The 22,531-nt window shown below is 60.9% G+C and carries 20 protein-coding genes and 1 pseudogene; 16 read left to right on the top strand and 5 right to left on the bottom strand.

From position 1 onward, the window contains the following. Positions 1 to 139: 139 nt before the first annotated feature. Positions 140 to 1,444, bottom strand: coding sequence for a M20/M25/M40 family metallo-hydrolase (locus ASD31_RS01975; protein WP_244483729.1), 1,305 nt, complete (start codon positions 1,442 to 1,444; stop codon positions 140 to 142). 57 nt (positions 1,445 to 1,501) lie between these two features. On the opposite strand from ASD31_RS01975, the gene ASD31_RS01970 reads away from it, so the two are divergent. Beyond that, positions 1,502 to 2,803 carry an NAD(P)/FAD-dependent oxidoreductase gene (locus ASD31_RS01970; protein ID WP_056328548.1) on the top strand — a complete coding sequence of 434 codons (1,302 nt, stop codon included), beginning with the start codon at positions 1,502 to 1,504 and terminating at the stop codon, positions 2,801 to 2,803. Here the strand turns inward: ASD31_RS01970 and ASD31_RS01965 are convergent, their stop codons facing one another. Both ASD31_RS01965 and ASD31_RS01960 read right to left on the bottom strand, forming a co-directional pair. Further along, positions 2,804 to 3,106, bottom strand: coding sequence for a hypothetical protein (locus tag ASD31_RS01965; RefSeq protein WP_056328545.1), 303 nt, complete (start codon positions 3,104 to 3,106; stop codon positions 2,804 to 2,806). It lies immediately after the preceding gene. Positions 3,107 to 3,123: 17 nt separating this feature from the next. Beyond that, positions 3,124 to 3,570, bottom strand: coding sequence for a hypothetical protein (locus tag ASD31_RS01960; RefSeq protein ID WP_056328542.1), 447 nt, complete (start codon positions 3,568 to 3,570; stop codon positions 3,124 to 3,126). Between the two features lie 267 nt (positions 3,571 to 3,837). On the opposite strand from ASD31_RS01960, the gene ASD31_RS01955 reads away from it, so the two are divergent. From ASD31_RS01955 to ASD31_RS26580, 3 genes and pseudogenes are all read left to right on the top strand, one after another. After that, a complete protein-coding gene (locus ASD31_RS01955; protein ID WP_056328540.1) occupies positions 3,838 to 4,488 on the top strand; it encodes a TetR/AcrR family transcriptional regulator in 651 nt (216 codons plus the stop codon). Positions 4,489 to 4,536: 48 nt separating this feature from the next. Beyond that, positions 4,537 to 5,556: a ketol-acid reductoisomerase gene (gene ilvC / locus ASD31_RS01950; protein ID WP_056328537.1), complete on the top strand. Its 1,020-nt coding sequence runs from the start codon at positions 4,537 to 4,539 to the stop codon at positions 5,554 to 5,556. A gap of 306 nt (positions 5,557 to 5,862) precedes the next feature. Further along, a pseudogene (locus tag ASD31_RS26580) lies at positions 5,863 to 6,021 on the top strand (short-chain dehydrogenase); the annotation flags it as partial. 90 nt (positions 6,022 to 6,111) lie between these two features. Here ASD31_RS26580 and ASD31_RS01945 read toward each other — a convergent pair. Further along, on the bottom strand, positions 6,112 to 6,873 hold the full coding sequence (locus ASD31_RS01945) for a FadR/GntR family transcriptional regulator (RefSeq protein ID WP_056328534.1): 762 nt from the start codon (positions 6,871 to 6,873) through the stop codon (positions 6,112 to 6,114). A gap of 378 nt (positions 6,874 to 7,251) precedes the next feature. Between ASD31_RS01945 and ASD31_RS01940 the strand changes: the two genes are divergently transcribed. From ASD31_RS01940 to ASD31_RS01910, 7 genes are all read left to right on the top strand, one after another. Further along, positions 7,252 to 8,235 carry a substrate-binding domain-containing protein gene (locus ASD31_RS01940; RefSeq protein ID WP_056328533.1) on the top strand — a complete coding sequence of 328 codons (984 nt, stop codon included), beginning with the start codon at positions 7,252 to 7,254 and terminating at the stop codon, positions 8,233 to 8,235. Between the two features lie 126 nt (positions 8,236 to 8,361). Further along, positions 8,362 to 9,888 (top strand): sugar ABC transporter ATP-binding protein, encoded by a 1,527-nt coding sequence (locus ASD31_RS01935; protein WP_056328530.1) that lies wholly within the window; start codon positions 8,362 to 8,364, stop codon positions 9,886 to 9,888. A gap of 13 nt (positions 9,889 to 9,901) precedes the next feature. Beyond that, entirely contained in the window at positions 9,902 to 10,903 is a 1,002-nt protein-coding gene (locus ASD31_RS01930; protein ID WP_056328529.1) for an ABC transporter permease, read from the top strand. A 4-nt stretch (positions 10,904 to 10,907) separates the two neighbouring features. Continuing rightward, complete coding sequence (locus ASD31_RS01925; RefSeq protein WP_056329307.1) at positions 10,908 to 11,810, top strand: aldose 1-epimerase; 903 nt, start codon at positions 10,908 to 10,910, stop codon at positions 11,808 to 11,810. A gap of 36 nt (positions 11,811 to 11,846) precedes the next feature. Beyond that, positions 11,847 to 13,475 carry a GMC family oxidoreductase gene (locus ASD31_RS01920; RefSeq protein ID WP_056328525.1) on the top strand — a complete coding sequence of 543 codons (1,629 nt, stop codon included), beginning with the start codon at positions 11,847 to 11,849 and terminating at the stop codon, positions 13,473 to 13,475. Positions 13,476 to 13,543: 68 nt separating this feature from the next. After that, entirely contained in the window at positions 13,544 to 14,692 is a 1,149-nt protein-coding gene (dgoD, locus tag ASD31_RS01915; RefSeq protein WP_056328522.1) for a galactonate dehydratase, read from the top strand. A gap of 18 nt (positions 14,693 to 14,710) precedes the next feature. Beyond that, a complete protein-coding gene (locus ASD31_RS01910) occupies positions 14,711 to 15,487 on the top strand; it encodes an SDR family oxidoreductase (RefSeq protein WP_056328520.1) in 777 nt (258 codons plus the stop codon). An 82-nt stretch (positions 15,488 to 15,569) separates the two neighbouring features. Here the strand turns inward: ASD31_RS01910 and ASD31_RS01905 are convergent, their stop codons facing one another. After that, entirely contained in the window at positions 15,570 to 16,484 is a 915-nt protein-coding gene (locus ASD31_RS01905) for a LysR family transcriptional regulator (RefSeq protein WP_056328517.1), read from the bottom strand. Between the two features lie 93 nt (positions 16,485 to 16,577). Here ASD31_RS01905 and ASD31_RS01900 point away from each other — a divergent pair, with 93 nt between their 5' ends. From ASD31_RS01900 to ASD31_RS01880, 5 genes are all read left to right on the top strand, one after another. Next, positions 16,578 to 17,771, top strand: coding sequence for a MalY/PatB family protein (locus ASD31_RS01900; protein WP_244483728.1), 1,194 nt, complete (start codon positions 16,578 to 16,580; stop codon positions 17,769 to 17,771). A gap of 356 nt (positions 17,772 to 18,127) precedes the next feature. Then, on the top strand, positions 18,128 to 18,829 hold the full coding sequence (locus ASD31_RS01895) for a creatininase family protein (protein WP_056328512.1): 702 nt from the start codon (positions 18,128 to 18,130) through the stop codon (positions 18,827 to 18,829). Positions 18,830 to 18,906: 77 nt separating this feature from the next. Continuing rightward, on the top strand, positions 18,907 to 19,881 hold the full coding sequence (locus ASD31_RS01890; protein ID WP_056328510.1) for an ABC transporter permease: 975 nt from the start codon (positions 18,907 to 18,909) through the stop codon (positions 19,879 to 19,881). Further along, entirely contained in the window at positions 19,878 to 20,768 is an 891-nt protein-coding gene (locus tag ASD31_RS01885; RefSeq protein WP_056328507.1) for an ABC transporter permease, read from the top strand. The genes ASD31_RS01890 and ASD31_RS01885 overlap by 4 nt, the downstream gene beginning before the upstream one ends. Continuing rightward, positions 20,765 to 22,471 (top strand): dipeptide ABC transporter ATP-binding protein, encoded by a 1,707-nt coding sequence (locus ASD31_RS01880; RefSeq protein WP_056328506.1) that lies wholly within the window; start codon positions 20,765 to 20,767, stop codon positions 22,469 to 22,471. Before ASD31_RS01885 ends, ASD31_RS01880 begins: the two co-directional genes overlap by 4 nt. Positions 22,472 to 22,531: the final 60 nt, after the last annotated feature.

The raw sequence follows: 22,531 nt of genomic DNA, 5'->3' as shown, positions 1-22,531 counted from the left end.
ATCCTGTCCTCTCGTCATAAAACATGCCGCAATTATCGGCTGAAAACGGCCGAGAGTCTTCTCCGTTTTATGGCTTGACGAGCGAGGCGCAGATAATTTCGTGATTTCTCTTAAGTGAAGGGATCGATCGAAATGCAACCTAGCCGTCGAAACTCCGGACATTGTCCTTGTCCGCAAGCGGCCTGAAATCGGTTTCCGGGGTCACCTGCGTGCAGAACTCCGCAAGAAGCCGGGCGCAATTGGCGACATCGTCCAGACTGACCACCTCGCAGGGTGTGTGCATATAACGCAACGGGACTTCCAGCAGTGCCGCGGCGACACCGCTGCGACTGGTTTGCAGAACTCTTGCATCCGTGGGGCTTGTGCCCGGCGTGGCGGTCACCTGATAGGGGATATCATTGTCCTTCGCCACTTTGACCAGCATATCGAACAGGACCGGGTTGGTGTTGGCGCCGCGCGGGACTCCCGGGCCCCGGCCGAGATAGAATTCGCCTTGATCCGCCGTGATGAGCTTGGGATAGTCGAGAGCCTGGCCCATATCGACCGCCAACGCCACCTGTGGGTCGATGTCGAAAGCGGCCGTCTCTGCGCCACGTGAGCCTATTTCTTCCTGAACGGTTGCCACGCTCCAGATGCCAACCTGCGGGTGCAGGCTTCCGCCTTCCTTTATCAACCTCAAAGCTTCCGCGACGACGAACACGCCCACCTTGTTGTCGAAGGCACGCGCCGTTGCCCGATTTTGCCGAAGCGGCTGGAATTCGGTCTGTATGGTGACGGTGTCTCCGATCGTCACGAGTTCGGCCAGTTCGTCTTTCGAGGCGGCGCCGACATCAACCCACAGCTCTTTGAGAAGAGGTCTCTGTTTCTGCTCTTCAGGCGACTTCAGATGCATGGCCTTGCCGCCGACGACACCGGCGATGCGTTCACGGCCGTGGACCCAGACGCGCTGTCCGTCGGCGATGACGCTGTCATTGCCTCCGATCGAGCTGATGTGAAGGAAGCCGTCGCTGCTGATGTAGTGAACCATGAAGCCGATCTCGTCCATATGCCCGGCGAGCATGATCCGCATGGGCGCATCCGGATTGAGAATGGCCGTGACATTTCCCATGACGTCATGGGTCACGCGATCGGCGAGGGGAGACAGGTATTGGCGGTAGAGCCGTGCGAGTTCTATCTCGCGGCCGCTGGGAGAGGGGGTATGGACGAAGGATTTCAACAGGTCGAGGGATTGGCTACGCAACGGAACCTCCTGCAATGATCCCCTAGAACCTCGATATCTCCCTATGGTTCCGTGGTTGAAGGCGGATTTCAGCGATTGCTTTATGAACCGCGCGAGGCGGAACCTCATGCCGAGGGTTGGTATTGTCTCCCGTGCGGGAGCGTCGATGCCGTCGATGGACAGTGGCTGATTGATATTGCCAGCCGAAATGCCGAGCCTGTTCAAAAGCCGCGGAGACGTTAATGTTCTCATGGCAGATGGCTGAAAGTGGAGACCAGGACAATGAGTTCATCACAGCGTCCACATCTGGTTATCGTCGGAGGTGGCTTCGGCGGGCTGCAGGTTGCGAGCGATCTGGAGGGCGCGTCCCTGGACATCACCCTCGTCGATCGGCGCAATCATCATCTTTTCCAGCCGCTGCTCTACCAGGTTGCCACCACGCTTCTGGCCACCTCGGAGATCGCCTGGCCGATCCGGAGGCTTTTTCGGGATCGGCGGGAGGTGACGACGATTCTGGCGGAGGTCGAGGGCGTCGATACCGGTGCCAAAACCGTGCGACTGACGGATGGCGCAAGCATTGGCTACGACATGCTGGTATTGGCGACCGGTGCTACCCACACCTATTTCGGCCATGACGAATGGGCGCGGGTGGCGCCCGGCCTGAAGACACTGGAGGATGCCACCACCATCCGCAGGCGTCTGCTGTCTGCCTTCGAGCGGGCGGAGATCGAGACCGATCCGGCGGTGCGCGACGCGCTTTTGACATTCGTCGTCATCGGCGCAGGCCCGACCGGCGTGGAACTGGCCGGCATCATCGCCGAGCTTGCCCATTCCACTCTGCCGAAGGAGTTTCGCCGCATCGATACGCGCGCGGCGCGGGTGATCCTGATCGAGGCCGGGCCGCGCGTGCTTGCCGGATTTTCCGAGGAGCTTTCGGCCTATGCGCATCGCGCGCTCGAGAAATGCGGCGTCGAGGTGCGCACCGGCCAGCGCGTCACATCCTGCACGGAGACCGGCCTTGCGATGGGCGACGAGGTGGTGGCAAGCCGCACACTGGTCTGGGCGGCCGGCGTTCAGGCATCGCCCGCCGCGCAGTGGCTCGGCATCGAAGCCGACCGCGCCGGCCGGGCGATCGTCGAAAAAAACTTGACGGCACCCGGTCATCCGGATGTTTTCGTCATTGGCGATACGGCGTCGCTCCTGCGCGAAGACGGCACGCCGGTGCCGGGCATCGCGCCGGCGGCAAAGCAGCAGGGCGCCTATGTTGCGCGCGTCATCCGCGCCAGGCTGGATGGCCGGGCCGAGCCGGGTTCCTTCCGTTATCGCCACCAGGGCAGCCTGGCAACGATCGGCAAGCGCTCGGCCATCATGGATTTCGGGCGTTTCAAGGTGAAGGGCACGCTCGCCTGGTGGATATGGGGCATCGCCCATATCTATTTTCTCATCGGCACGCGCAGCCGCTTTGCCGTCGCCTGGAGCTGGCTGTGGATCTATCTGAGCGGCCAGCACAGCGCGCGGCTGATCACCCAGAAGGAGATCGCCGAGGAGGACGGACCGGTGACGCCGCCAAAAGGTGCTCCCTGACTATTCGACGCGCTTGCACTCGAACATGTCGCCGCTCGCCATCGAAAGCCATTGCATCGAGGTGTCGGTGACGCTCGACAGGCCGATCTGGTAGTCGCCGTCGAGCGTCAGGATATAGTTTTCGCCTTCCTTCTCGACTTTTTCGACCGGCATCGGCCCTTCGCCGCTGTCATAGGTGTTGTCGGTGAAGATGAAGGTCGAGACCTCGCAATCCCAGGTCCCGGCATAGACGGGCTGGTCCGCCGCAAGAGCGACTGGTGCGGCGGAAGCGAGGAAGGCGGCGGCGATAAGTTGAATGCGCATGGCGTTCCTCTCGTTTCTCAGTTGTTGATGCCGATGACGGCCCAATGGGATGTGCTGCAATCGTCGTCATCGCAGACGGCGCTCATCCACACGGCGCCATCGGCCAGCATGACGCCGTCGCTGTTGACGAAGAGCGCGCCATAGGACTGGGCCGCTATCGCGTCTCGGGTTTCCTGCATCAGCAGTGCATCGAAATTGTTGACAAAATCTTCGGCTGTCTGGACATCATAGCTTTCGCCATTGGCGTTCACCCGCAGCGGATAGTCGCAGAGTTCGGCGATCCTGACCGCGTCGCCGTCGCGCATGGCATCGGCGAGGCGCCGGAATGGTTCGGCAAAGCCCTCGGCATTGCCGTGCAGCGCTTCGATCCGGTCACGGACCGTGTCGTCGGATTGGGCGGCGGCGGGAAGGGTGGCCAGGATGAGCGTGGTGAAAAGAAAAAGTCCGGCGGTTCTGCGGTACATGAAAACTCCGAAATTGGCCTGCGAGGCGGATCGACACTAGCCGAGGCGGTTGCCGAGCGAAACCGAGGCAAAGGCGGTGATCGCTGCCATTTTAGGGCTTGTTGCCCAGCGCGGGTCAGGATTGGGACAATGGTTTTTCCTGTTCCGGCCGCTTGCCTTCGACGGCCTGAAATTTTCATCGCCCAATCGCTTCGACAGGCTTGACCCATTCGGCGGACTGCGGCATAGAATTGCGAACCGTACCGTACGGTACTGACTGGAGACCTGATGCAATCCGCCGTCCACTCCCAACAGCCGGCCTATTCCGAGCGCCAGAGCGCGGTGCTCGACAGTGCCCTGCGGCTGCTGGTCGATGGCGGCGAGCGGGCGCTGACGACGGCGGGCGTGGCGCGGGCGGCCAATTGCTCGAAGGAAAGCCTGTACAAATGGTTCGGTGACCGCGACGGCCTGCTGTCGGCGATGATCGGTTTCCAGGCGAGCAAGGTGCGCACCTTCGATGATGCCGCGGATATGCTGACGGCCAGGGGGCTGCGCGAGCATCTGGTGCTGTTTGCGCGCGACCTTCTGGAGGTTCTGGCCGGCGAGGTCTCGCTGGCCTTGAACCGGCTGGCGATCGGGCAGGCGAGCCGCGAGGGCTCGAAGCTCGGCTTGATGCTGCAGGAGCGCGGCCGCCGCCAGATCGGCAAGCGGGCAGGGGTGCTTCTGGACGCAGGACGGCGCGCCGGGCTGCTTTCCTTCGACGACGGCGAGGAAGCCTATGACGCGCTCTACGGCCTGATCGTTTCCGACCTGCATCTGCGCATGCTGCTCGGCGAGGACAGCGGCCGGATGGCAAGAGATTTCGGCCACAGGGCGGAGCGGGCGGTTGCCGCTTTCCTTCGCCTTCATGGCCGCGAAAAGGGTTCGGCACAGCCCTGAGGGCGGCCGAAAGAATTTAGAGAAACACGCAAAGGGAAGGAAATTACAATGCGCGTCTATTACGATCGTGATGCAGATCTCAACCTCATCAAGTCCAAGAATGTCGTCATCGTCGGCTACGGCAGCCAGGGCCGTGCCCATGCGCTGAACCTGAAGGATTCGGGCGCAAACAATGTCGTCATCGCGCTCAAGGCCGGTTCGGCCACCATCAAGAAGGCCGAGGCCGATGGCTTCAAGGTCATGACCGTTGCCGAAGCCGCCAAATGGGGCGACCTTTTGATGATGGCAACGCCTGACGAACTCCAGGCCGACATCTACAAGGCCGACATCGCCGGCAATATTCGCGACGGCGCAGCGATTGCTTTCGCGCACGGCCTTAACGTTCACTTCGGCCTGATCGAACCGAAGGACACGCTCGACGTCGTCATGATCGCACCGAAGGGCCCCGGCCATACGGTTCGCGGCGAATACCAGAAGGGCGGTGGCGTTCCCTGCCTCGTTGCCGTTGAAAAGAACGCTTCGGGCAATGCGCTCGACCTCGCGCTTTCCTACGCCTGCGGCGTCGGCGGCGGCCGCTCCGGCATCATCGAGACCAATTTCAAGGAAGAATGCGAAACCGACCTGTTCGGCGAGCAGGTCGTTCTCTGCGGTGGCCTGGTGGAACTGATCCGCGCCGGTTTCGAAACGCTGGTCGAGGGCGGCTATGCGCCGGAAATGGCCTATTTCGAGTGCCTGCACGAAGTAAAGCTGATCGTCGACCTGATCTATGAAGGCGGCATTGCCAACATGAACTACTCCATCTCGAACACGGCCGAGTGGGGCGAATATGTCTCCGGTCCGCGCATCATCACTGCCGAAACCAAGGCCGAAATGAAGCGCGTCCTCACCGACATCCAGACAGGCAAGTTCACCTCCGACTGGATGCAGGAATACCGTTCGGGCGCTGCCCGCTTCAAGGGTATCCGCCGCATGAACGACAACCACCAGATCGAGGAAGTCGGCGCCAAGTTGCGCGGCATGATGCCTTGGATCGGCAAGAACAAGCTGGTCGACAAGGCCAAGAACTAAGCTTGCTGCATTGCAACTTTAGCAGTTTGCATTAGCGAAATACTGAGGCCGGGGAGAAAAACCCCGGCTTTTTCATGTCTTTCTGCCAGCGAAATTTGGAACTTTCGTGGTTTTGGAGTATTCTGTCTGTCAGGAGGATACTGCGATGCCAAGCTTCTTCTATCATTTCGCCATTTTCGACGCACTAATCATCGGTGCCATCCTGCTGCTGATCGCCGTCAGCATGTTCAGCCAGCACGAAGCCTAGATGGGTTTTAGCAGGCGGCAGTGGATTACGGCGCTGGCTGATGGCGAGCGGCGTAAGGGCTGTCTCGGAAACTTTTTCCGGCTGTGCGACCTGATCGGCAACTCGTTCCGGACCTGGTCGCCCGAGGAAACGGCGTGGTTGTGCGTGACACTTCCATCCAGAGACTGCTGCCTCCTCCGGAACAGGCTACCGCGTACGTTGCGGCAAGGGGTCGCCTGATCGTCGTTCACGCCCTCTCAAGACCTTCGCAGCCGGCGACGTCAGGCTTTCGTAATGAAATGATAAGCAATTCGGGCGGTTCAGGAGGCTCACGAGCGATTGCGCAAGGCGTCTGCAATCTCGTGTCGTGCAACACCGATAAGCTCTTCCATTGCCTGGCTAGCACTCTCCGGCTGGCGCATTCTGATTGCCTCCAGCACATCGTGATGCTTGCTGATGGCCTGTTCATGGGATTGGCTCGCACGATTCGTCAGGCGAAAGCTGGCGAGCAACGCGGCGCGTATGGCGGTTGCGAATTGCTGGTAAACCCAGTTTCCGCTCGCGTTGATGATCGCGGTGTGAAAGTCCAGATCTGCGCGGCTCCATCCCTCGGTGTCGCGCGCATTTGCCTCGACCATTTCCTCGAACGCTTTGGAAATCTGGAACAGCTGCCGGGCGGTGGCGTTTGCCGCCGCTTGCGCCGCCGCCGCGGGTTCCAGCAATTGTCGCGCGTCGATCAGCGATATGTAGAATCGCTCGTCGGCACCAAACTTCAGCATCGCGTCGAGAATAATCGGGTCGAGGTAGTTCCAGTTTTCCTTCGGAAGGATCGTCGTTCCGGCGCGTGTGCGTGAGCGAACGATCCCGAGGGCGGACAGATATTGCATGGCCTCACGCAACGTCGTCCGGCTCACGCCGAATTTTTCGGTCAGGTCGGCCTCGTTCGGCAGGACGGACCCTTCCGGCATTTCCCCGGAGATAATCAGGTCCACAAGTTGTTGCAACAATGCCTCGCGAACGCTTCGCTTGCCACTTTCCGCGATCGGAAAGCCATTGGCGGACACCATTCCTGCCGTTCTCGCAACTGTCATTCGGTCCTCCAGCATACCACCCGCCCGGCTGCAACATCCTGCCAGCTTTGACCGGGATTTGCATGGTTGTCAATTTTCGTGATGCGAAATGCCGGATAAATAGTATTTATACAAGGCCGGTTTTTTCAGTTGTTTCAAATTTAAATCTGTAAAGTGCTTTATTCAAGTCACTGTAAAATATGAGATATTTTACATTTTTAAAAAGAGAAAAACCGACATGCGATTTAGCTCGCGGCCCTGGTTGGACATTCTCAAAAAATACATCGTATTTATATTGACAATAATATGATGAACCCTATCCTGAGGGTGTCGCGCCGGAGGTGAAGGCGCGTTCGCGGGTTTTGCTCGCGTCGCGAAGAATTCGAATGGGAGGAGCATATGAAGCTCAAGACAACCGCCGCTTTGACGGCAATGACGATGTTGGCCTTTGGTGCGGCTACGGGGTTCGCCTCGGCTCAGGACAAAGACCTCAAGATCGGTGCGATCTACATGGATGCACAGGGCTTCTATGCCGGTGTTCGCAAGGGCATCCAGACCGGCGCAACCGATGCCGGGCGCAAGCTCGAGATCATCGAAACCAACGCGCAGGGCGACGTCAGCAAGGAATCCTCCTTCATCGACTCGCTGATCTCCGCCGGCGTGCAGGCCATCATCGTCTCGCCGGTTTCGGCCGATGGCTCTTACCGCGCCATCCAGCGCGCGCATGACGCCGGCATTCCGGTCGTTTGCTACAATACCTGCCTCGGCGAGAAGGACATGAAGGAATTCGTCTCGGCCTATGCCATTGGCGATCCCTATGATTTTGGCCACAAGCTGGGCGATGCCGCTGCCGAATATTTCCTGGCCGAAAAGAAGGACGCGCCGAAGATTGCCGTTCTCAACTGCGAATTCGTCGAAGTCTGCGTTACGCGCCGCAAGGGCTTTGAAGAAGCCTTGATGGCCAGGGTGCCGGGTGCGCAGATCGTCGCCAACCAGGAAGGCGCAACGCTCGACAAGGCGGTTTCCGTCGCCAGTACGATGCTGTCGTCCAATCCCGATCTCGACGCTTTCTTCGGTGAAGCCGGTGGCGCGACGCTGGGTGCTGCCCGTGCCGTCAAAAGCCAGGGCCGTGTCGGCAAGACTGTCGTCTTCGGTGGCGATATGACAACGGAAATCGCTCAGGAATTGGTAGATTTCACGGTCATCAAGGCGGTCGTCGATATCTCCGGCCAAGGGCTTGGCAAGCTGGCCCTGGCGCAGGCGATCAAGTCGATCGACGGACAGGCGCCGGCCGACATCAAGGTGCCCTACGAAATCGATCTCTACAATACGGCCGAATCCGGCAAGGCCTGGCTCGAAGCCCATTCCGACGGTATTCCGTGATCTCCCAAGCCGCACTGACCTAAGGGGACGTGCACTTGACCTGACCGGCCGGGCAGACATATCCGTCTGCCCGGCCGGGCCACGCCATGATAGCGATGGCGCAACACACTCTGAACTGGTTTAGCCATGATCAATTCCGCAGCCCGCCAAAGCTCCGCTCGTACCATTATCGCCTCGATCGAGGGTTGCACGAAACGCTACCCGGGCGTGCTGGCGCTCGATGATGCCAGCTTCGATGTTGCCGCCGGCGAGGTCCGTGCGCTGCTGGGCAAGAACGGAGCCGGCAAATCGACGCTGATCCGGATGCTGACGGGGGCGGAAGTCCCCGATTCAGGCACGGTGCGCATCAACGGCGAAGAACTGACCCAGACGGGCTCGGCCCGCGCGCAAGAATCTTTCTCGAAGGGTGTGCGCGTGGTCTATCAGGAGCTTTCCCTGGTGCCTGGAATGACGCTGGCGGAAAATCTCTTTCTCGGGCGCTGGCCGCGCAAGGCCGGTATCCTCAGCTATTCCGAGATGGAAGCGCAGGCGGAAGAGGCGATGAAGCGCCTTGGCCTCGATCTTCCGTCGTCCCGTCTCGTCGCGGGCCTCAGCCCCGCCGAGCGGCAGCTTCTCGAAATTGCCCGCGTCCTTATTGGCAAGCCGAAGCTCGTCATCCTCGACGAACCCACAAGCTCGCTCGCCGCCGCAGAGGCGGAAAAGGTCATGACCGCCGTCCAGCGCATTGCGGGGGAGGGCATCGCGGTCATCTATGTCAGCCACCGGATGAACGAAATCCGGCGGATTTCACAATCGGCAACCGTGATGCGCGATGGCCGGATCATCGACACGGTCGATGTGGCCGGGGCCGATACCCGCGAGATCGTGCGGCTGATGCTGGGTTCGGACGTGGCGCAGGCCGCTGCTCTTGAAACGAAAACACGCGAAACGGTCGTGCTGGATGTGGCGGACCTGGCGCTGGCGCCAAAACTCTCGTCGATCTCCTTCATGCTGCGCCAGGGCGAAGTCCTGGGCATTGCCGGGTTGCTCGGTTCGGGCCGAACCGAACTCCTGCAATCGATCATGGGTGTCCGGCCCTTTGATCGCGGCACTGTTTCTGTTGATGGAAAACCGGTGGGACGGCCGAAATACAAGGGCATGCTGGCTGCCGGCTTCGGCTATACGCCGGAAAGCCGCAAGGAGGAGGGCATCGTTCCCCTGCTCGGCGTCGATGAGAATGTCGTCGCCACCGATTTCGCAGCGGTCAGCAGCAAGGGCATTCTCTCGGCCAGCCGCATGGCGGAGGCAACGCGCAGGATCGTTCAGCGCCTGCACATCAAGACCGCAGAAACCGATACGCCGATCGGAACGCTTTCGGGCGGCAACCAGCAGAAGGTGGTCATCGGCCGCTGGGTCCACGCCGACAGCCGGATCCTCCTGCTCGACGAACCGACGCGTGGCGTCGATGTCGAGGCGAAAGCCCAGATCTACACCATCATCCGCCAGCTTGCCGCCGAAGGCCGCAGCATCATCTTCGTTTCCAGCGAGATCGAGGAACTGCCGCTCGTCTGCGATCGTGTCCTTGTCCTGCGCGAAGGCACGCTGAAGGAAGAATTCACATCACCCGATATCGATCAGGACGCCGTCATGGCCGCCTGCATCGCCGGGCACTGACGGAGAATACGGAATGTCCCTCGAACAGGCAGCACAATCACCCGCATCCGCGAAACGCCGGCGCGGCGGATTTTCGCAGCACATGAACGAAGTCAGCCTCTTCGTCGCGATTGCCGTGCTCTATATCGTCTTTACCGCCACGGCCGGCGGCTTCATGACGTTTAACAACCAGATCAACATCCTGCGCGACGCGGCAACCATCGGCATTGCCGCCTGGGCCGCCACCTTGATCATCATCTCCGGCGAGATCGATGTCAGCGTCGGTCCGATGGTTGCCTTCATCTCGGTGGCGCTCGCTTATCTCCTGCAATGGGGTATCCCGACGCCGATCGCCTTCGTGTTCGCCATCGCGATCGGGGCGGCGCTTGCCTCGATCGCCGGGATCCTGCGTGCCTATTTCGACGTGCCGTCCTTCGTCGGTACGCTCGGCCTGTGGAGCGCGCTGCGCGGCACGGCCCTGTTCGTCACCGACGCGCTGCCGGTCTCGATCGGCCGCAACGAGATCGTCGATATGCTTGACCGGCCGGTGCTCGGCGTGCCGCCGGCGGCGATCATCATGCTGGTGCTGTTTGCGGTCTTTGCCTTCGTCAGCCGCAGGACCGCCTTCGGGCGTTCGGTCTTTGCGATCGGGGGCAATCCACACGCGGCGTTCCTTTCGGGTATCAATGTTGCCCGCATCCGTGTCGCGCTGTTCGCCATTGCCGGCGCCATGGCTGCGGTGTCCGGCATCCTGCTCCTCTCGCGTCTCGGCTCGGGCAATGCGACGGCGGCAAGCGGCCTGGAATTTGACGTGATTGCTGCCGTCGTCGTCGGCGGGACGGCCCTTTCCGGCGGGCGCGGTTCCATGCTCGGGACATTGCTGGGTGTGTTGGTCATCACCTTGATCGGCAACGGGCTGGTGCTTCTCGGCATCAATCCGTTTTTCCAGCAGGTCGTGCGCGGCCTCATCATCGTCGTCGCGGTGCTTGCCAACATCCAGGCGATCAAGCGCGGTGCGGCGCGCAACAAGGGCTGAGGCGGTGACCGTTATCGATCTCAGCAGCGGCGATCTTCTTACCCGCATATCCACGCATGGTGGCATCGTGCTCGGATTCTGGTGGATGCGCGATGGCCTGCGTTTGCCGTTGCTGCGCGAAGCCCCGGGCGACGATGCGGATGCGCTCGCATCCGGTTGCTATCCGCTCGTGCCGTTCGGCAATCGAGTGAAGGACAACCGCTTTCGCTTCAACGGCAAGGATTACCTGTTGCGGCCGAATACCGACTGGGACAGGCACTATCTCCATGGCGAGGGATGGCAGGCGGACTGGAGCATCCGCCAGCAGGACGCCGCGATGGTGGAACTCGTCTTTCATCACGAAGCGGACGATGCGACCCCCTATAGCTATTCCGCAATTCAGCGGTTCTCCCTGCGGGCCGGCGCACTTGAGTTCACATTGTCCGTCACCAACCGGGGAGAAGAGGCGCTTCCCTTCGGTCTCGGCTGGCATCCTTATTTCCCGATGACGCCGGAGACGACATTGCTGGCGCCTGCCCGCAAATACTGGACCGAAGTGGAAGACTGGTTGCCCGGTGAGGCCACCGATATCCCCACGGACGTCGATTTCAACGAACCCCGGGGCTTGCCCCATCGCTGGGTGAACAACGGTTTTGAAGACTGGTGCGGCGAGGCGCAAATCGTCTGGCCCGAGCGGGCGGCGCAACTGTCGCTGACGGCCGATCCGCTTTTCCGCCATGCCTTCGTTTTCGTGTCCGACACGCGGTTCGATCCGGCTTTCCGGCGCGATTATTTCTGTTTCGAGCCGATGACGCATCTGGCGAATGGCCACAATCTGCCCGGGCTCGGTGATCTCGCCGTATTGCAGGTGGGCGAGACGCTCAGCGGCAGTCTTCGGATGACGCCGTCCACCACGCCCGACCGATAGCAGTTGCCGCCAATCGAAGCGGCTGGAGAATGGAACATGTCCCAAGGGACGGCATATGATTACATCATCATCGGCGGCGGCAGCTCCGCCTGCGTCGTCGCGGCGCGCTTGGTCAAGGACGGCAAGGCGCGGGTACTGATGCTGGAACGCGGGCCGCGCAAGGCCCATCCGATCATGCATTTTCCGGCCGGCTACATGAAGTTCCTCGCCAGGGACACCTATCTGTCGATGCACCAGACCAAGCCGCAAGAACAGTTGAACGGTCGCGGCCCGATCGTCCCGCAGGGCAAGGTTCTGGGTGGCGGCAGCACCGTCAATGCCATGGTCTATATGCGCGGACAGGCGGCCGATTACGATCGCTGGAACGAAGCGGTGACGGCCCCAGGTGCAGACAATGACGGTGCATGGTCCTACCGGGACATCCTGCCCTATTTCAAGGCGCAGGAAGACAATGATCATCTCGGCGGAGAATTCCACGGGGTCGGCGGGCCGCTGAAGATTTCGAACCTTGGCCATACCAGCCCGATGACGCGCACCTATGTGAAGACCCTGCAGAGCATGGGCATTCCCTACAATCCGGATTTCAACGGCGCCGAACAGTTCGGCGTCGGCTTCATGCAGCATACGATCGACTGGCAGACCCGTCGCCGCTGCAGCGCAGTCGATGCCTTCCTCGCGCCGGTGATGAACGATCCCCGGCTGACCATCGAGACCGAGGCGACGGTTACACGCATCATCCTGGAAAACGGTAGGGCTGTCGGTGTCGACTACATGCAGAACGGCTCCCGGAAGACGGCCAAGGCCGGCGTGGAAATCATTCTGGCAGCCGGCGCCTACCAGACACCCAAATTGATGATGCTCTCCGGCATCGGCCCGGAAGGCGGACTGTCCCGCCACGGCATCAGGACCGAAATATCCCTGTCCGGCGTCGGCCGGAACCTGCAGGATCACTACGAATGCCCGGTCGTTGCCACGACGAAGGGTTCGTTCGGCTATTATGGTGCGGATCGGGGCTGGCCGATGATCAAGGCCGGGTTGCAGTATCTGCTGTTCAAATCCGGTCCGGCGACCACGACGGGGGTCGAGACTTGTGCCTTCTACGATCCCGACGGCAACAATGCCGAACCGACGATCCAGATGTTCTGCGTTCCGACCGTCTATCTGGACCGCGATGTCATGGGCACCGATCCCGGCGACGGCGTGACGATCAACTCGCTGCTGCTGCGGCCCAAGGCACGCGGGAGCGTGACCCTTGCGTCCGCCGATCCTTTCGCCAATCCGGTCGTTGATACGCAGATTTTCAGCCACCCGGACGATCTGCGCCTGACGATCGCCGGTTTCCGCTTCGCCCGCACCGTGCTGGCGGCATCGCCGATGCGTGAACTGATCGACAAGGAAATCTTTCCCGGCGCTAGCGTGACCAGCGACGAGGCGATCGCCGATCATTGCCGCCGCACGGTCAAGACCGGCTATCACCCGGTTGGCACCTGCAAGATGGGTCATGATCTGGATCCGGACGCGGTGTTGACGCCTGACCTCAAGGTGCGCGGCGTCGATCGGCTGCGTGTGATCGACGCGTCGATCATGCCCAATATCGTCAGCGGCAACACCAATGCCGCTGTTCTCGGCGCTGCCGCAAAGGCCGCCGATCTCATTCTTGCGTAGACCTCCGTGATGCCCGGTCTCCGCTTCATCCCCGTTCCATTTGCGTCCGCCAGGAAGGCATGCCCCCGATGAAAATTACCAAGCTCACCACCTACATCGTTCCGCCGCGCTGGCTGTTCCTGAAGATCGAGACGGACGAAGGCATTGTCGGCTGGGGCGAGCCGGTGGTCGAGGGGCGGGCTCTGACGGTGCAGGCCGCGGTTCACGAACTGGAAGACTACCTTATCGGCAAGGATCCCTTCCTGATCGAGGATCATTGGAACGTCATGTATCGAGGTGGCTTCTATCGCGGCGGCGCAATCCATATGAGCGCCATATCGGGCATCGACCAGGCGCTCTGGGACATCAAGGGCAAGGCGCTCGGCCAGCCGATCCATTCTCTGCTCGGCGGGCAGGTGCGTGACAAGATCAAGGTCTATTCCTGGATCGGCGGCGACCGCCCAGCCGACGTCGCCAACAATGCCAGGGACGTGGTCGCCCGCGGGTTCAAGGCGATCAAGCTCAACGGCTGCGAGGAAATGCAGATCGTCGATAGCTGGGAGAAGGTGGAAAAGGCAGTGGAAACCATTGCCACCATTCGCGAAGCGGTCGGCCCCTATATCGGCATCGGCGTCGATTTCCACGGCCGGGTACACAAGCCGATGGCAAAGGTGCTTGCCAGGGAACTCGATCCCTACAAGCTGATGTTCATCGAGGAGCCGGTGCTGTCGGAAAACAAGGAAGCGCTGCGCGACATCGTCAATCACACCTCGACGCCGATCGCGCTGGGCGAACGGCTCTACTCGCGCTGGGACTTCAAGCAGGTTCTCTCGGACGGCTTCGTCGATATCATCCAGCCGGATCTCTCCCATGCCGGCGGCATCACGGAGTGCCGCAAGATCGCAGCCATGGCAGAGGCCTACGACGTGGCGCTCGCACCCCATTGCCCGCTGGGACCGATTGCCCTTGCCGCCTGCCTGCAGGTCGATGCGGTCAGCTACAACGCCTTCATTCAGGAACAGAGCCTCGGTATCCACTACAACAAGAGCAATGACATTCTCGACTACATCTCCAACAAGGAGGTCTTTCAATATGCCGACGGTTTCGTCAGCATACCGCAAGGCCCGGGCCTCGGCATCGAGGTTGACGAAGCTTATGTCATCGAGCGGGCCGAGGAAGGCCACCGCTGGCGCAATCCGATCTGGCGCCATGAAGACGGCAGCTTTGCCGAGTGGTGATGACGGGAGAATAGAGCGATGACGGACCGTCTCAACGGCAAGCGGATCATGATCACCGGCGCTGCGCAGGGCATCGGCCTTGCGATTGCGAAAGCCTGTGCGAAGGAAGGCGCGGCCCTGTTCCTGATCGATCTCGACCGGGAGCTTCTGGAGGCGGAGGTCAAAACTCTGCGCCTCTCCGGTGCAAGGATCGGGTTTTCCGTTGCCAGTATTACCGATGCATCGGCAATCGCGGCAGCGGTGGAGCAGGCGGCAGTTGAGGTCGGCCCGCTCAACGCCCTGATCAACAATGCCGGCGTCAATGTTTTTCATGAACCGCTCGAGACCAGCGATGACGAGTGGCGGCGCTGCTTCGACATCAATCTCAAGGGCGCCTGGAACTGCACAAAGACCATCCTGCCCGGGATGATCGCTGCCGGCGGAGGTGCTATCCTGAACATCGCATCGACGCATGCCTTCACCATCATCCCGCATACGTTCCCCTATCCGCTTGCCAAGCATGCCCTGTTGGGCATGACGAAGTCGCTGGGCCTCGAATATGCGGCACAAGGCATTCGCGTAAATGCCCTGGCGCCCGGCTATGTCTCGACCCGGAAGGTGATCGACTATTGGAACAGCTTTCCGGATCCGGCCGCCGCCAAGGCCGAGACGATGAAGCTGCATCCGGGCGGCCGCATCGCCTCGCCGGAAGAAATTGCGCTCGCCGCCGTCTTCATGATCTCCGACGAATGCCCCTTCATGAACGCCACCTGCCTGACGATAGACGGTGGAGTGAGCGTTCAACAGCATAACTGATCTCCGACGAAACCGCCGGGTCTTCGATTCAGATCGATCCATCGGAACGGCGCGGCAGTTACGTTGCGAGCCGGAGAATGTCCTACCAGTCCCGTCTCGTCTGGATATCCATCTTGATGAAATCGACGAAGGTCCGGATAAGCGGATTCTTGTATCGGCTTTGAAAATACATGGCGTAAAGCGTGTGGACGCTCGCCGGCGCGTAATCGGGCAGGATCACCTCGATCGTGCCATTGCCGATATGCGGGCTGGCCACATAGAGCGGAAGACAGGCAATCCCCTGATGCGCCAGGGCGAAATTCAGCAATGCCAGGCTGCTGTTGCATTCGAGTGCGGCTTCGACCCTGATCCGTTCGAGGGCGCCGTCGTGCCAGTAGGTCCATGCTCCATTGTTGGTCATGGCCGGATAAACCAATAATTGATGCCGCTGGCTGGTCAGATCCTGCGGTCTGTGCGGACGCCCGAATTTGTCCAGATAGGAAGGGGTCGCGCAATAGACCCAGCGGATCTGCGCCAGCTTGCGTGCCGCATAGGGGCCGTCGGTCGCGTCGGTGATGCGCAACGCCACGTCGATCTGGCCCTCGCTGAGATTGACGAGTTTGTCATCCAGGGTGATGTGGACATTGACCTCCGGAAAAGCCTGCTGGTAGCGGCCGACAATGCCGACGAGCTGCGAGCAGCCAAAGGCGATCGAACAGGAAATATGCAGATCTCCCTTGGCCTGGTTGCGCAGGCGGCCGACCTCGTCGAGCGTATCCTCCACATCCGCCAGGATGCGCGAAATGCGCTGGAAGAACAATTTTCCGTGGGTGGTCAAGGTCACCGCGCGCGTGGTTCGGCGCACCAGCGAGACGCCGAGCTGCTCCTCGAGAAGGGCCAGGCTTTTGCTGACTGCCGATGGCGTCATGCCCAGTTCGCGGGCGGCCGACGACAAGCCCCCGGTTTCGGCGATTTTTGCCAGGACGACAAATTGGGTGAGGGAGGTGGAGGGCTTCATTTGTGAAAATATATCATCATAGTTTGCTGAAATAAACTAATTCTCACAAACGGTGGCTTGGCTACTATGAGCGGCAACAGGGGAGGCCGCGCATTGACCACGCATTTTGATCTGGAGTTCGACCGTCGCCAGACGAGTTCGACCAAATGGGCTCCCCACAGAAACCTGGCCGCGGACGAGGCTGCCGCCGATCCCTTGCCCATGTGGGTTGCGGATATGGATTTTCGCGCGCCTCCGCCGGTTATCGAGGCGCTCGAAAAGGCCGTTCGTGATGGCATCTTCGGATATACGTTCCGCACCGACAGCTACGAGGAAGCCGTCTGCGGCTGGCAGAAGAAGCGGTTCGGATGGGATGCGCAGCCGCAATGGCTGGTGCAAATTCCAAGCGTGGTCACAGGTCTCACGCTGATCCTGAAGACCTTCAGCAATCCCGGCGATGGCGTCCTCGTCCAGCCGCCGGTCTATGGGCGTTTCTTCATCGATGTCGTTGAAAACGGCCGGCATATCGTCGAAGCCCCGCTTCAACTGGACGAAAGCTCGGGTTCGTACAGTTTTAACGCGGACGCCTTCGAAGCGGCCATCACGCCGAAGACCAGAATCTTCTTCCTGTGCAATCCGCACAATCCAACCGGCAATATCTGGTCGGAAGCCGATCTGCGCCGCATGGGCGAGATCTGTCTGCGCCATAATATTCTGGTCGTGGCGGACGAGATTCATCAGGATCTGGTCTTCAATCCGCGAAGGAAACATATTCCCTTTGCCTCGCTGGGCGACGTATTCGCGGAAAATTCGATCGTCTGCACGGCTCCAAGCAAGACATTCAACCTTGCGGGGCTGAAATGCTCCAACATGTTCATCGTCAACGAGAGGCGCCGGAAGGACGTGCAAAACGCGCTGGCCCGGGGCGGCATGAGCTTTGTCAATGCGCTGGGCGCGGTGGCCTGCGAGGCGGCCTATCGGGATGGCGAGCCGTGGCTGGATGGGCTTTTGGACTATATTCGCGAAAGTCAGCGGCATTTTGCAGCCGCGGTTCATCAGGCGATCCCGGCGTTGCGGGTCTTCAAGACGGATGCGCTTTACCTCGCCTGGATGGATTGCCGCGGCCTCGACATGCCAGCGCCGGAACTGGAGAAATTCATGCTGACCAAGGCGCGGGTCTGGTTCGATCGCGGGCTCAAGTTCGGCAGGCAGGGCGAGGGCTTCATGAGGGTCAATCTGGGTTGCCCGCGTTCGCGCGTCGATGAAGCCGTGGAGAGGATGAAGGCGGCTTTTGCCTCAGGGGAATAGCAGGGAGATGCCGGGTTTGCTGCTGTCGCATCATCCCGAGCTTATTCCGATGTTCCGGGGAGAGGAATATCGGGCTTCACACGCAGGAGGAATGCGCGGGACCGTGGAGGGTTCAGACGGGCGGTCGAAAGCGATCAGAATGCCCGTTGTGCAGGAGATATAGGCGAATAGCCGCGTAGCAACATCATTGCGGGCGCTCCCGATCAGAGGGATGTGCTGGCCGTCGAGTTCCATCGCGGCCAGATCGGCGCGGCTATGCCGGGAGCAGATGGGCGAAGCCGCATGCGAGCGTCGATCCGTGTCGGCTGCTCGACCCACCCGAGGACGGTGGACGGATTTTTTGGGAGGAGTTTGCAATGCACATCAATGCGATGAACTGGAGCCAGGTCGAGGAACGCCTCAAGACCGATGATCGCTGCATCGTGCCCCTTGGGAGCATCGAGCAGCATGCGGGCCTCAGTCTCGGAACGGATATGATCCTTCCCGAGAAGGTCGCGCTAGACGCTGCCGCGCCTTTGGGCGTCCCGGTCTTTCCCGTCATGCCTTATGGACTGACCGCCGGTTTCGCCGATTTTCCAGGCACGGTCACATTGCGCATCCGCACCTATATCGCGGTGATAGAGGACATCCTCGACAGCCTGTATCATACCGGCTTCCGGCGCATCCTGATGATCAACGGACATGGCGGCAATTCGCCGGCTGCGACGGTGATCGCCGAATGGCTGAACCGCAATCGCGATGCGAGCGTCAAGCTGCACGACTGGTGGCGCGCACCGAAGACCATGGCCAAGGTGCTGGAAATCGACAGTCGTGCCTCGCACGCGTCCTGGATGGAGAACTTTCCGTGGACGCGATTGGAGGGGATCGATCAGCCGCAAAATCCGAAAGACCGCGTCGATCTCGACGCCCTTGCCCGTGTCGATGCCGGCCGCAAACGCGACCGTCTGGGTGACGGCTGTTTTCATGGCCTCTACGAGCGGCCGGACACGGACATGCTGGCCATATGGAACATCGCGGTCGAAGAGACGCGCTTCCAGCTGGAGAACGGCTGGCACTGACTGGCCGCGCGACGGGCACGTCGCAGACCGCGAATTCGACCGAGCTGCCGCGCGGCGATGCGAAGGGGGAGAGGCTGATGACTGCATTTATCGTGCATAGAATATGGCAGGCGCTGCTGGTGATGCTGGTGATGTCGATCCTGGTGTTTGCCGGCGTCTTCCTCATCGGCAATCCCGTCGATGTGCTGATATCGCCCGACGCCACACAGGAAATCCGCCAGCAGGTGATCGCCCAGTACGGTCTCGATCTTCCGATCTGGCAGCAATATCTTCATTTCATGACCAGCCTGCTCCAGGGCGATTTCGGCCGGTCCTTCGTCTACAACATGCCGGTTTCAGAACTCGTCGCGTCGCGCTTCCCCGCGACGATGGAACTGGCGACGATCGCGGTCCTGCTCGCGAGCGTCATCGGCATCCCGCTCGGTGTCTATGCCGGCTACAGGCCGGACGGCTGGCCGTCCAAGATCATCATGGCGGTCTCCATTCTCGGATTTTCCGTACCCACCTTCTGGATCGGGCTGATGATGATCGTGGTCTTTGCCGTCGAGATCGGCATCATGCCGGCCGGAGGTCGCGGCGATGTCGTTTCGATCTTCGGCATGCCCTGGAGCTTTCTCACGATCGACGGCTTGCACCATCTGGTCCTGCCGGCCGTCAACTTGTCGCTTTTCAAGATGGCGATGATGATCCGGCTGGCCGCGTCCGGCACCCGCGAGATCATGCTGACCGATACGATCAAGTTCGCCCGCGCGGCCGGCATCAGTGAGCTGACCATCCTGCGCAGGCACGTGCTTCGGCTGATCTCGATCCCTCTGGTGACGGTGTTCGGGCTCGAGCTGGGCTCGACCATCGCCTTCGCCGTCGTCACCGAGACCATCTTCTCCTGGCCCGGCCTCGGCAAGCTGATCATCGACAGTATCACATCGCTCGATCGACCAGTGATGGTCGCCTATCTCATGCTGGTGTCTCTCCTTTTCATCACAATCAACCTGGCGGTCGATCTTGCTTATGCAGTGCTTGATCCGCGCATGCGGCAGAGAGGCGGAAAATGACCCTATCCTTGACAAAACCCCGTGCGGGCTCGGAGTTCTGGGCCGAGTTCCGCGGCCACCCGGCGGCGCTGACGGCCGCCTTCGTCGTGGCCGTGATCATCGTGCTGGCCATCCTCGCCCCGCTGGTGGCGCCGCAGGATCCTTATGACCTTGCGAGCCTGGTGCTGCGGGATGCACGGCGGCCGCCGGGCTATGTGGGGATGGGCGGGTACACCCATATTCTCGGCACCGACAGCCAGGGCAGGGACCTGTTTTCCGCCATCCTCTACGGCCTGCGGATTTCGCTGCAGATGGGGCTGGTGGCCGGCGGCATCGCGTTTGCGATCGGCGCGCTCGTCGGCTCGACGGCAGCCTATGTCGGCGGGCGTTTTGAAGCGTTCGTGATGCGCCTGATCGACCTTCAACTGTCGTTTCCGGCCATTCTGATGGCCTTCGTCGTGGCCGCTCTCCTCGGTCAGGGCAAGTCCCAACTGATCGTCGCCCTGACCTTTTCGCAATACGCCTATTTCGTGCGGACGGCCCATGGCGCCGCAGCTGCTGAACGCCGGAAGGACTATGTCGAGGCGGCGCTTTCCATTCCGATGAGCGGCTGGTTCGTGGTGACCCGCCATATCCTGCCCAATGCACTGCCGCCGTTGATCGTCGTCGCGACCGTGCAGGTGGCCAGCGCCATCTCGCTGGAGGCCACTCTGTCGTTTCTCGGAGTGGGCCTGCCGCCCACCGAACCGTCCCTCGGCATGCTGATTTCGGGCGGCTTCCAGTATCTCCTGTCCGGCCGCTACTGGATATCGATCTATCCGGGTGCCGCCCTGATCGTGCTCATCATGGCAATCAACATCGTTGGCGACCAGGTGCGCGACCAGCTTAATCCAAGGCTGAAAAAATGACCGCTCCCCTTCTCAAGGTTACCGATCTCCATACACATTTCGAAACCCGCGCGGGAACGGTGAAGGCTGTCGATGGTGTTTCCTTCCACCTCAACCGGGGAGAAGTGCTTGGCCTTGTCGGCGAGTCCGGTTCCGGAAAATCGATCACGGGTTTCTCGATCATCGGATTGATCGACAAGCCCGGCCGGATCACCCACGGGTCGATCACGATCGAAGGAAGGGAACTGGTCGGGCTCGGCGACGGATTGCGGCATGTTCGTGGCCGGGAAATCTCGATGGTCTTTCAAGACCCGATGATGACGCTCAATCCGGTCCTCACCATTCTCGATCAGATGACCATGGCGCTCAGGGCCCACGAAAGCATTTCCGATGCGGATGCGCGTATCCGCTGCGTCGAGGCGCTTCGGCAGGTGCGCATCGTCGATCCGGAACAGAAAATCGACTTCTATCCGCATGAATTCTCCGGCGGGATGCGCCAGCGGGTGGCAATCGCCATCGCCCTTTTGCACAGGCCGAAAGTGATCATCGCGGATGAGCCGACCACCGCTCTCGATGTTTCGGTTCAGGCCGAGATTCTTGTCGAAGTCAAAGCTCTGGTCGCGGAACTGGGCATTTCCCTGATCTGGATCAGCCATGATCTGGCGACGGTGGCTTCCATATCCAACCGCATCGCGGTGATGAGATATGGAAAGATCGTGGAAACCGGCCCGGCGGCGGAGGTGCTTGGCGCACCCGCGCATCCCTATACGCGCATGCTGCTCGACGCCCTGCCGTCGCGCTCCAGGCCGGGACAGCTCCTGGGCCTCGACGCGGGCGACAAGCAGGCTTCCGAGATGAGAATTGCCCACCGACCAGTGCAGTCACAGAGCGGATTCGTGACCGTGAAACACGCGGTCAAACGGTTCGAGTGGCCAACCAGCTTCTGCAGCCGGCTTGGCACCAGGATGAATCTGGTAAAGCCCAGATCCGCGGTTCTGGCGGTCAACGATGTCACTTTCTCCATCGCCCGGGGCGAGGCGCTGGGGCTGGTCGGGGAATCCGGCTCCGGAAAGTCCACGCTCGGCCGCATGGTCTGCGGAATTTATCATCCCACCGAAGGCGACATCAAAATCGATGGCGCTTCGGTCATATCGACGGGTCAGCAGGGCAGGAAGCTGACGACAAGGGTTCAGATGATCTTCCAGGATCCGTTCGCCTCTTTGGATCCGCGCCGGACCGTTGGCCAGTCGATTGCTGAAGGCCCCGTCGCCCACGGGCTGACGACACGCGCGGGTGCACGCGGCTATGTCGCGAAGTGGCTGGAAGCCGTCAGCCTGGACCCGGCGGTTGCCGATCGCTATCCGCATCAGTTCTCCGGCGGGCAGAGGCAGCGCATCGCCATTGCGCGGGCGCTTGCCATGCGCCCGGACGTGATCGTCTGCGACGAGCCGGTGGCGTCGCTGGATGTCTCCATCCAGGCGCAGATCCTCAACCTGTTGCTGACTCTGCGTAACGAACTCGGCCTGACGCTGCTCTTCATCAGTCACGACCTGAGCGTCGTCCGCCATCTCTGTGATCGGATCGTGGTGATGTACCGCGGAAGGATCGTGGAAGAGGGGCCGGCGGAAAGCATCTTCGAAACACCGAAGCAGCCCTACACCAGAATGCTGCTCGATGCGATCCCGCGGCTGGCTTCGGAAGAGCCCGTCCTGGAGGAGGCATGATGTCGCCGGAGCTTTGCAAGGCGCCGCCGCGACATGCCGACAAACCAAACCAAGAAGGGG

It is taken from the genome of Rhizobium sp. Root482 (assembly GCF_001426565.1).
Classification (GTDB): Bacteria; Pseudomonadota; Alphaproteobacteria; order Rhizobiales; family Rhizobiaceae; genus Pararhizobium.
Note: the sequence above shows the minus strand (reverse complement) of the source record. Positions and strands in the feature narration are given on the sequence as shown.

Excerpts from the sequence above, each read along its gene's own strand:
- ASD31_RS01920 (WP_056328525.1), top strand. The coding sequence starts at position 11,847 with ATGTCCCAAGGGACGGCATATGATTACATCATCATCGGCGGCGGCAGC.
- ASD31_RS01885 (WP_056328507.1), top strand. The coding sequence starts at position 19,878 with ATGACCCTATCCTTGACAAAACCCCGTGCGGGCTCGGAGTTCTGGGCC.
- ASD31_RS01910 (WP_056328520.1), top strand. The coding sequence starts at position 14,711 with ATGACGGACCGTCTCAACGGCAAGCGGATCATGATCACCGGCGCTGCG.
- ASD31_RS01940 (WP_056328533.1), top strand. The coding sequence starts at position 7,252 with ATGAAGCTCAAGACAACCGCCGCTTTGACGGCAATGACGATGTTGGCC.
- dgoD (WP_056328522.1), top strand. The coding sequence starts at position 13,544 with ATGAAAATTACCAAGCTCACCACCTACATCGTTCCGCCGCGCTGGCTG.
- ASD31_RS01930 (WP_056328529.1), top strand. The coding sequence starts at position 9,902 with ATGTCCCTCGAACAGGCAGCACAATCACCCGCATCCGCGAAACGCCGG.
- ASD31_RS01880 (WP_056328506.1), top strand. The coding sequence starts at position 20,765 with ATGACCGCTCCCCTTCTCAAGGTTACCGATCTCCATACACATTTCGAA.
- ASD31_RS01895 (WP_056328512.1), top strand. The coding sequence starts at position 18,128 with ATGCACATCAATGCGATGAACTGGAGCCAGGTCGAGGAACGCCTCAAG.
- ASD31_RS01890 (WP_056328510.1), top strand. The coding sequence starts at position 18,907 with ATGACTGCATTTATCGTGCATAGAATATGGCAGGCGCTGCTGGTGATG.
- ASD31_RS01970 (WP_056328548.1), top strand. The coding sequence starts at position 1,502 with ATGAGTTCATCACAGCGTCCACATCTGGTTATCGTCGGAGGTGGCTTC.
- ASD31_RS01905 (WP_056328517.1), bottom strand. The coding sequence starts at position 16,484 with ATGAAGCCCTCCACCTCCCTCACCCAATTTGTCGTCCTGGCAAAAATC.
- ilvC (WP_056328537.1), top strand. The coding sequence starts at position 4,537 with ATGCGCGTCTATTACGATCGTGATGCAGATCTCAACCTCATCAAGTCC.
- ASD31_RS01960 (WP_056328542.1), bottom strand. The coding sequence starts at position 3,570 with ATGTACCGCAGAACCGCCGGACTTTTTCTTTTCACCACGCTCATCCTG.
- ASD31_RS01935 (WP_056328530.1), top strand. The coding sequence starts at position 8,362 with ATGATCAATTCCGCAGCCCGCCAAAGCTCCGCTCGTACCATTATCGCC.
- ASD31_RS01955 (WP_056328540.1), top strand. The coding sequence starts at position 3,838 with ATGCAATCCGCCGTCCACTCCCAACAGCCGGCCTATTCCGAGCGCCAG.
- ASD31_RS01965 (WP_056328545.1), bottom strand. The coding sequence starts at position 3,106 with ATGCGCATTCAACTTATCGCCGCCGCCTTCCTCGCTTCCGCCGCACCA.
- ASD31_RS01945 (WP_056328534.1), bottom strand. The coding sequence starts at position 6,873 with ATGACAGTTGCGAGAACGGCAGGAATGGTGTCCGCCAATGGCTTTCCG.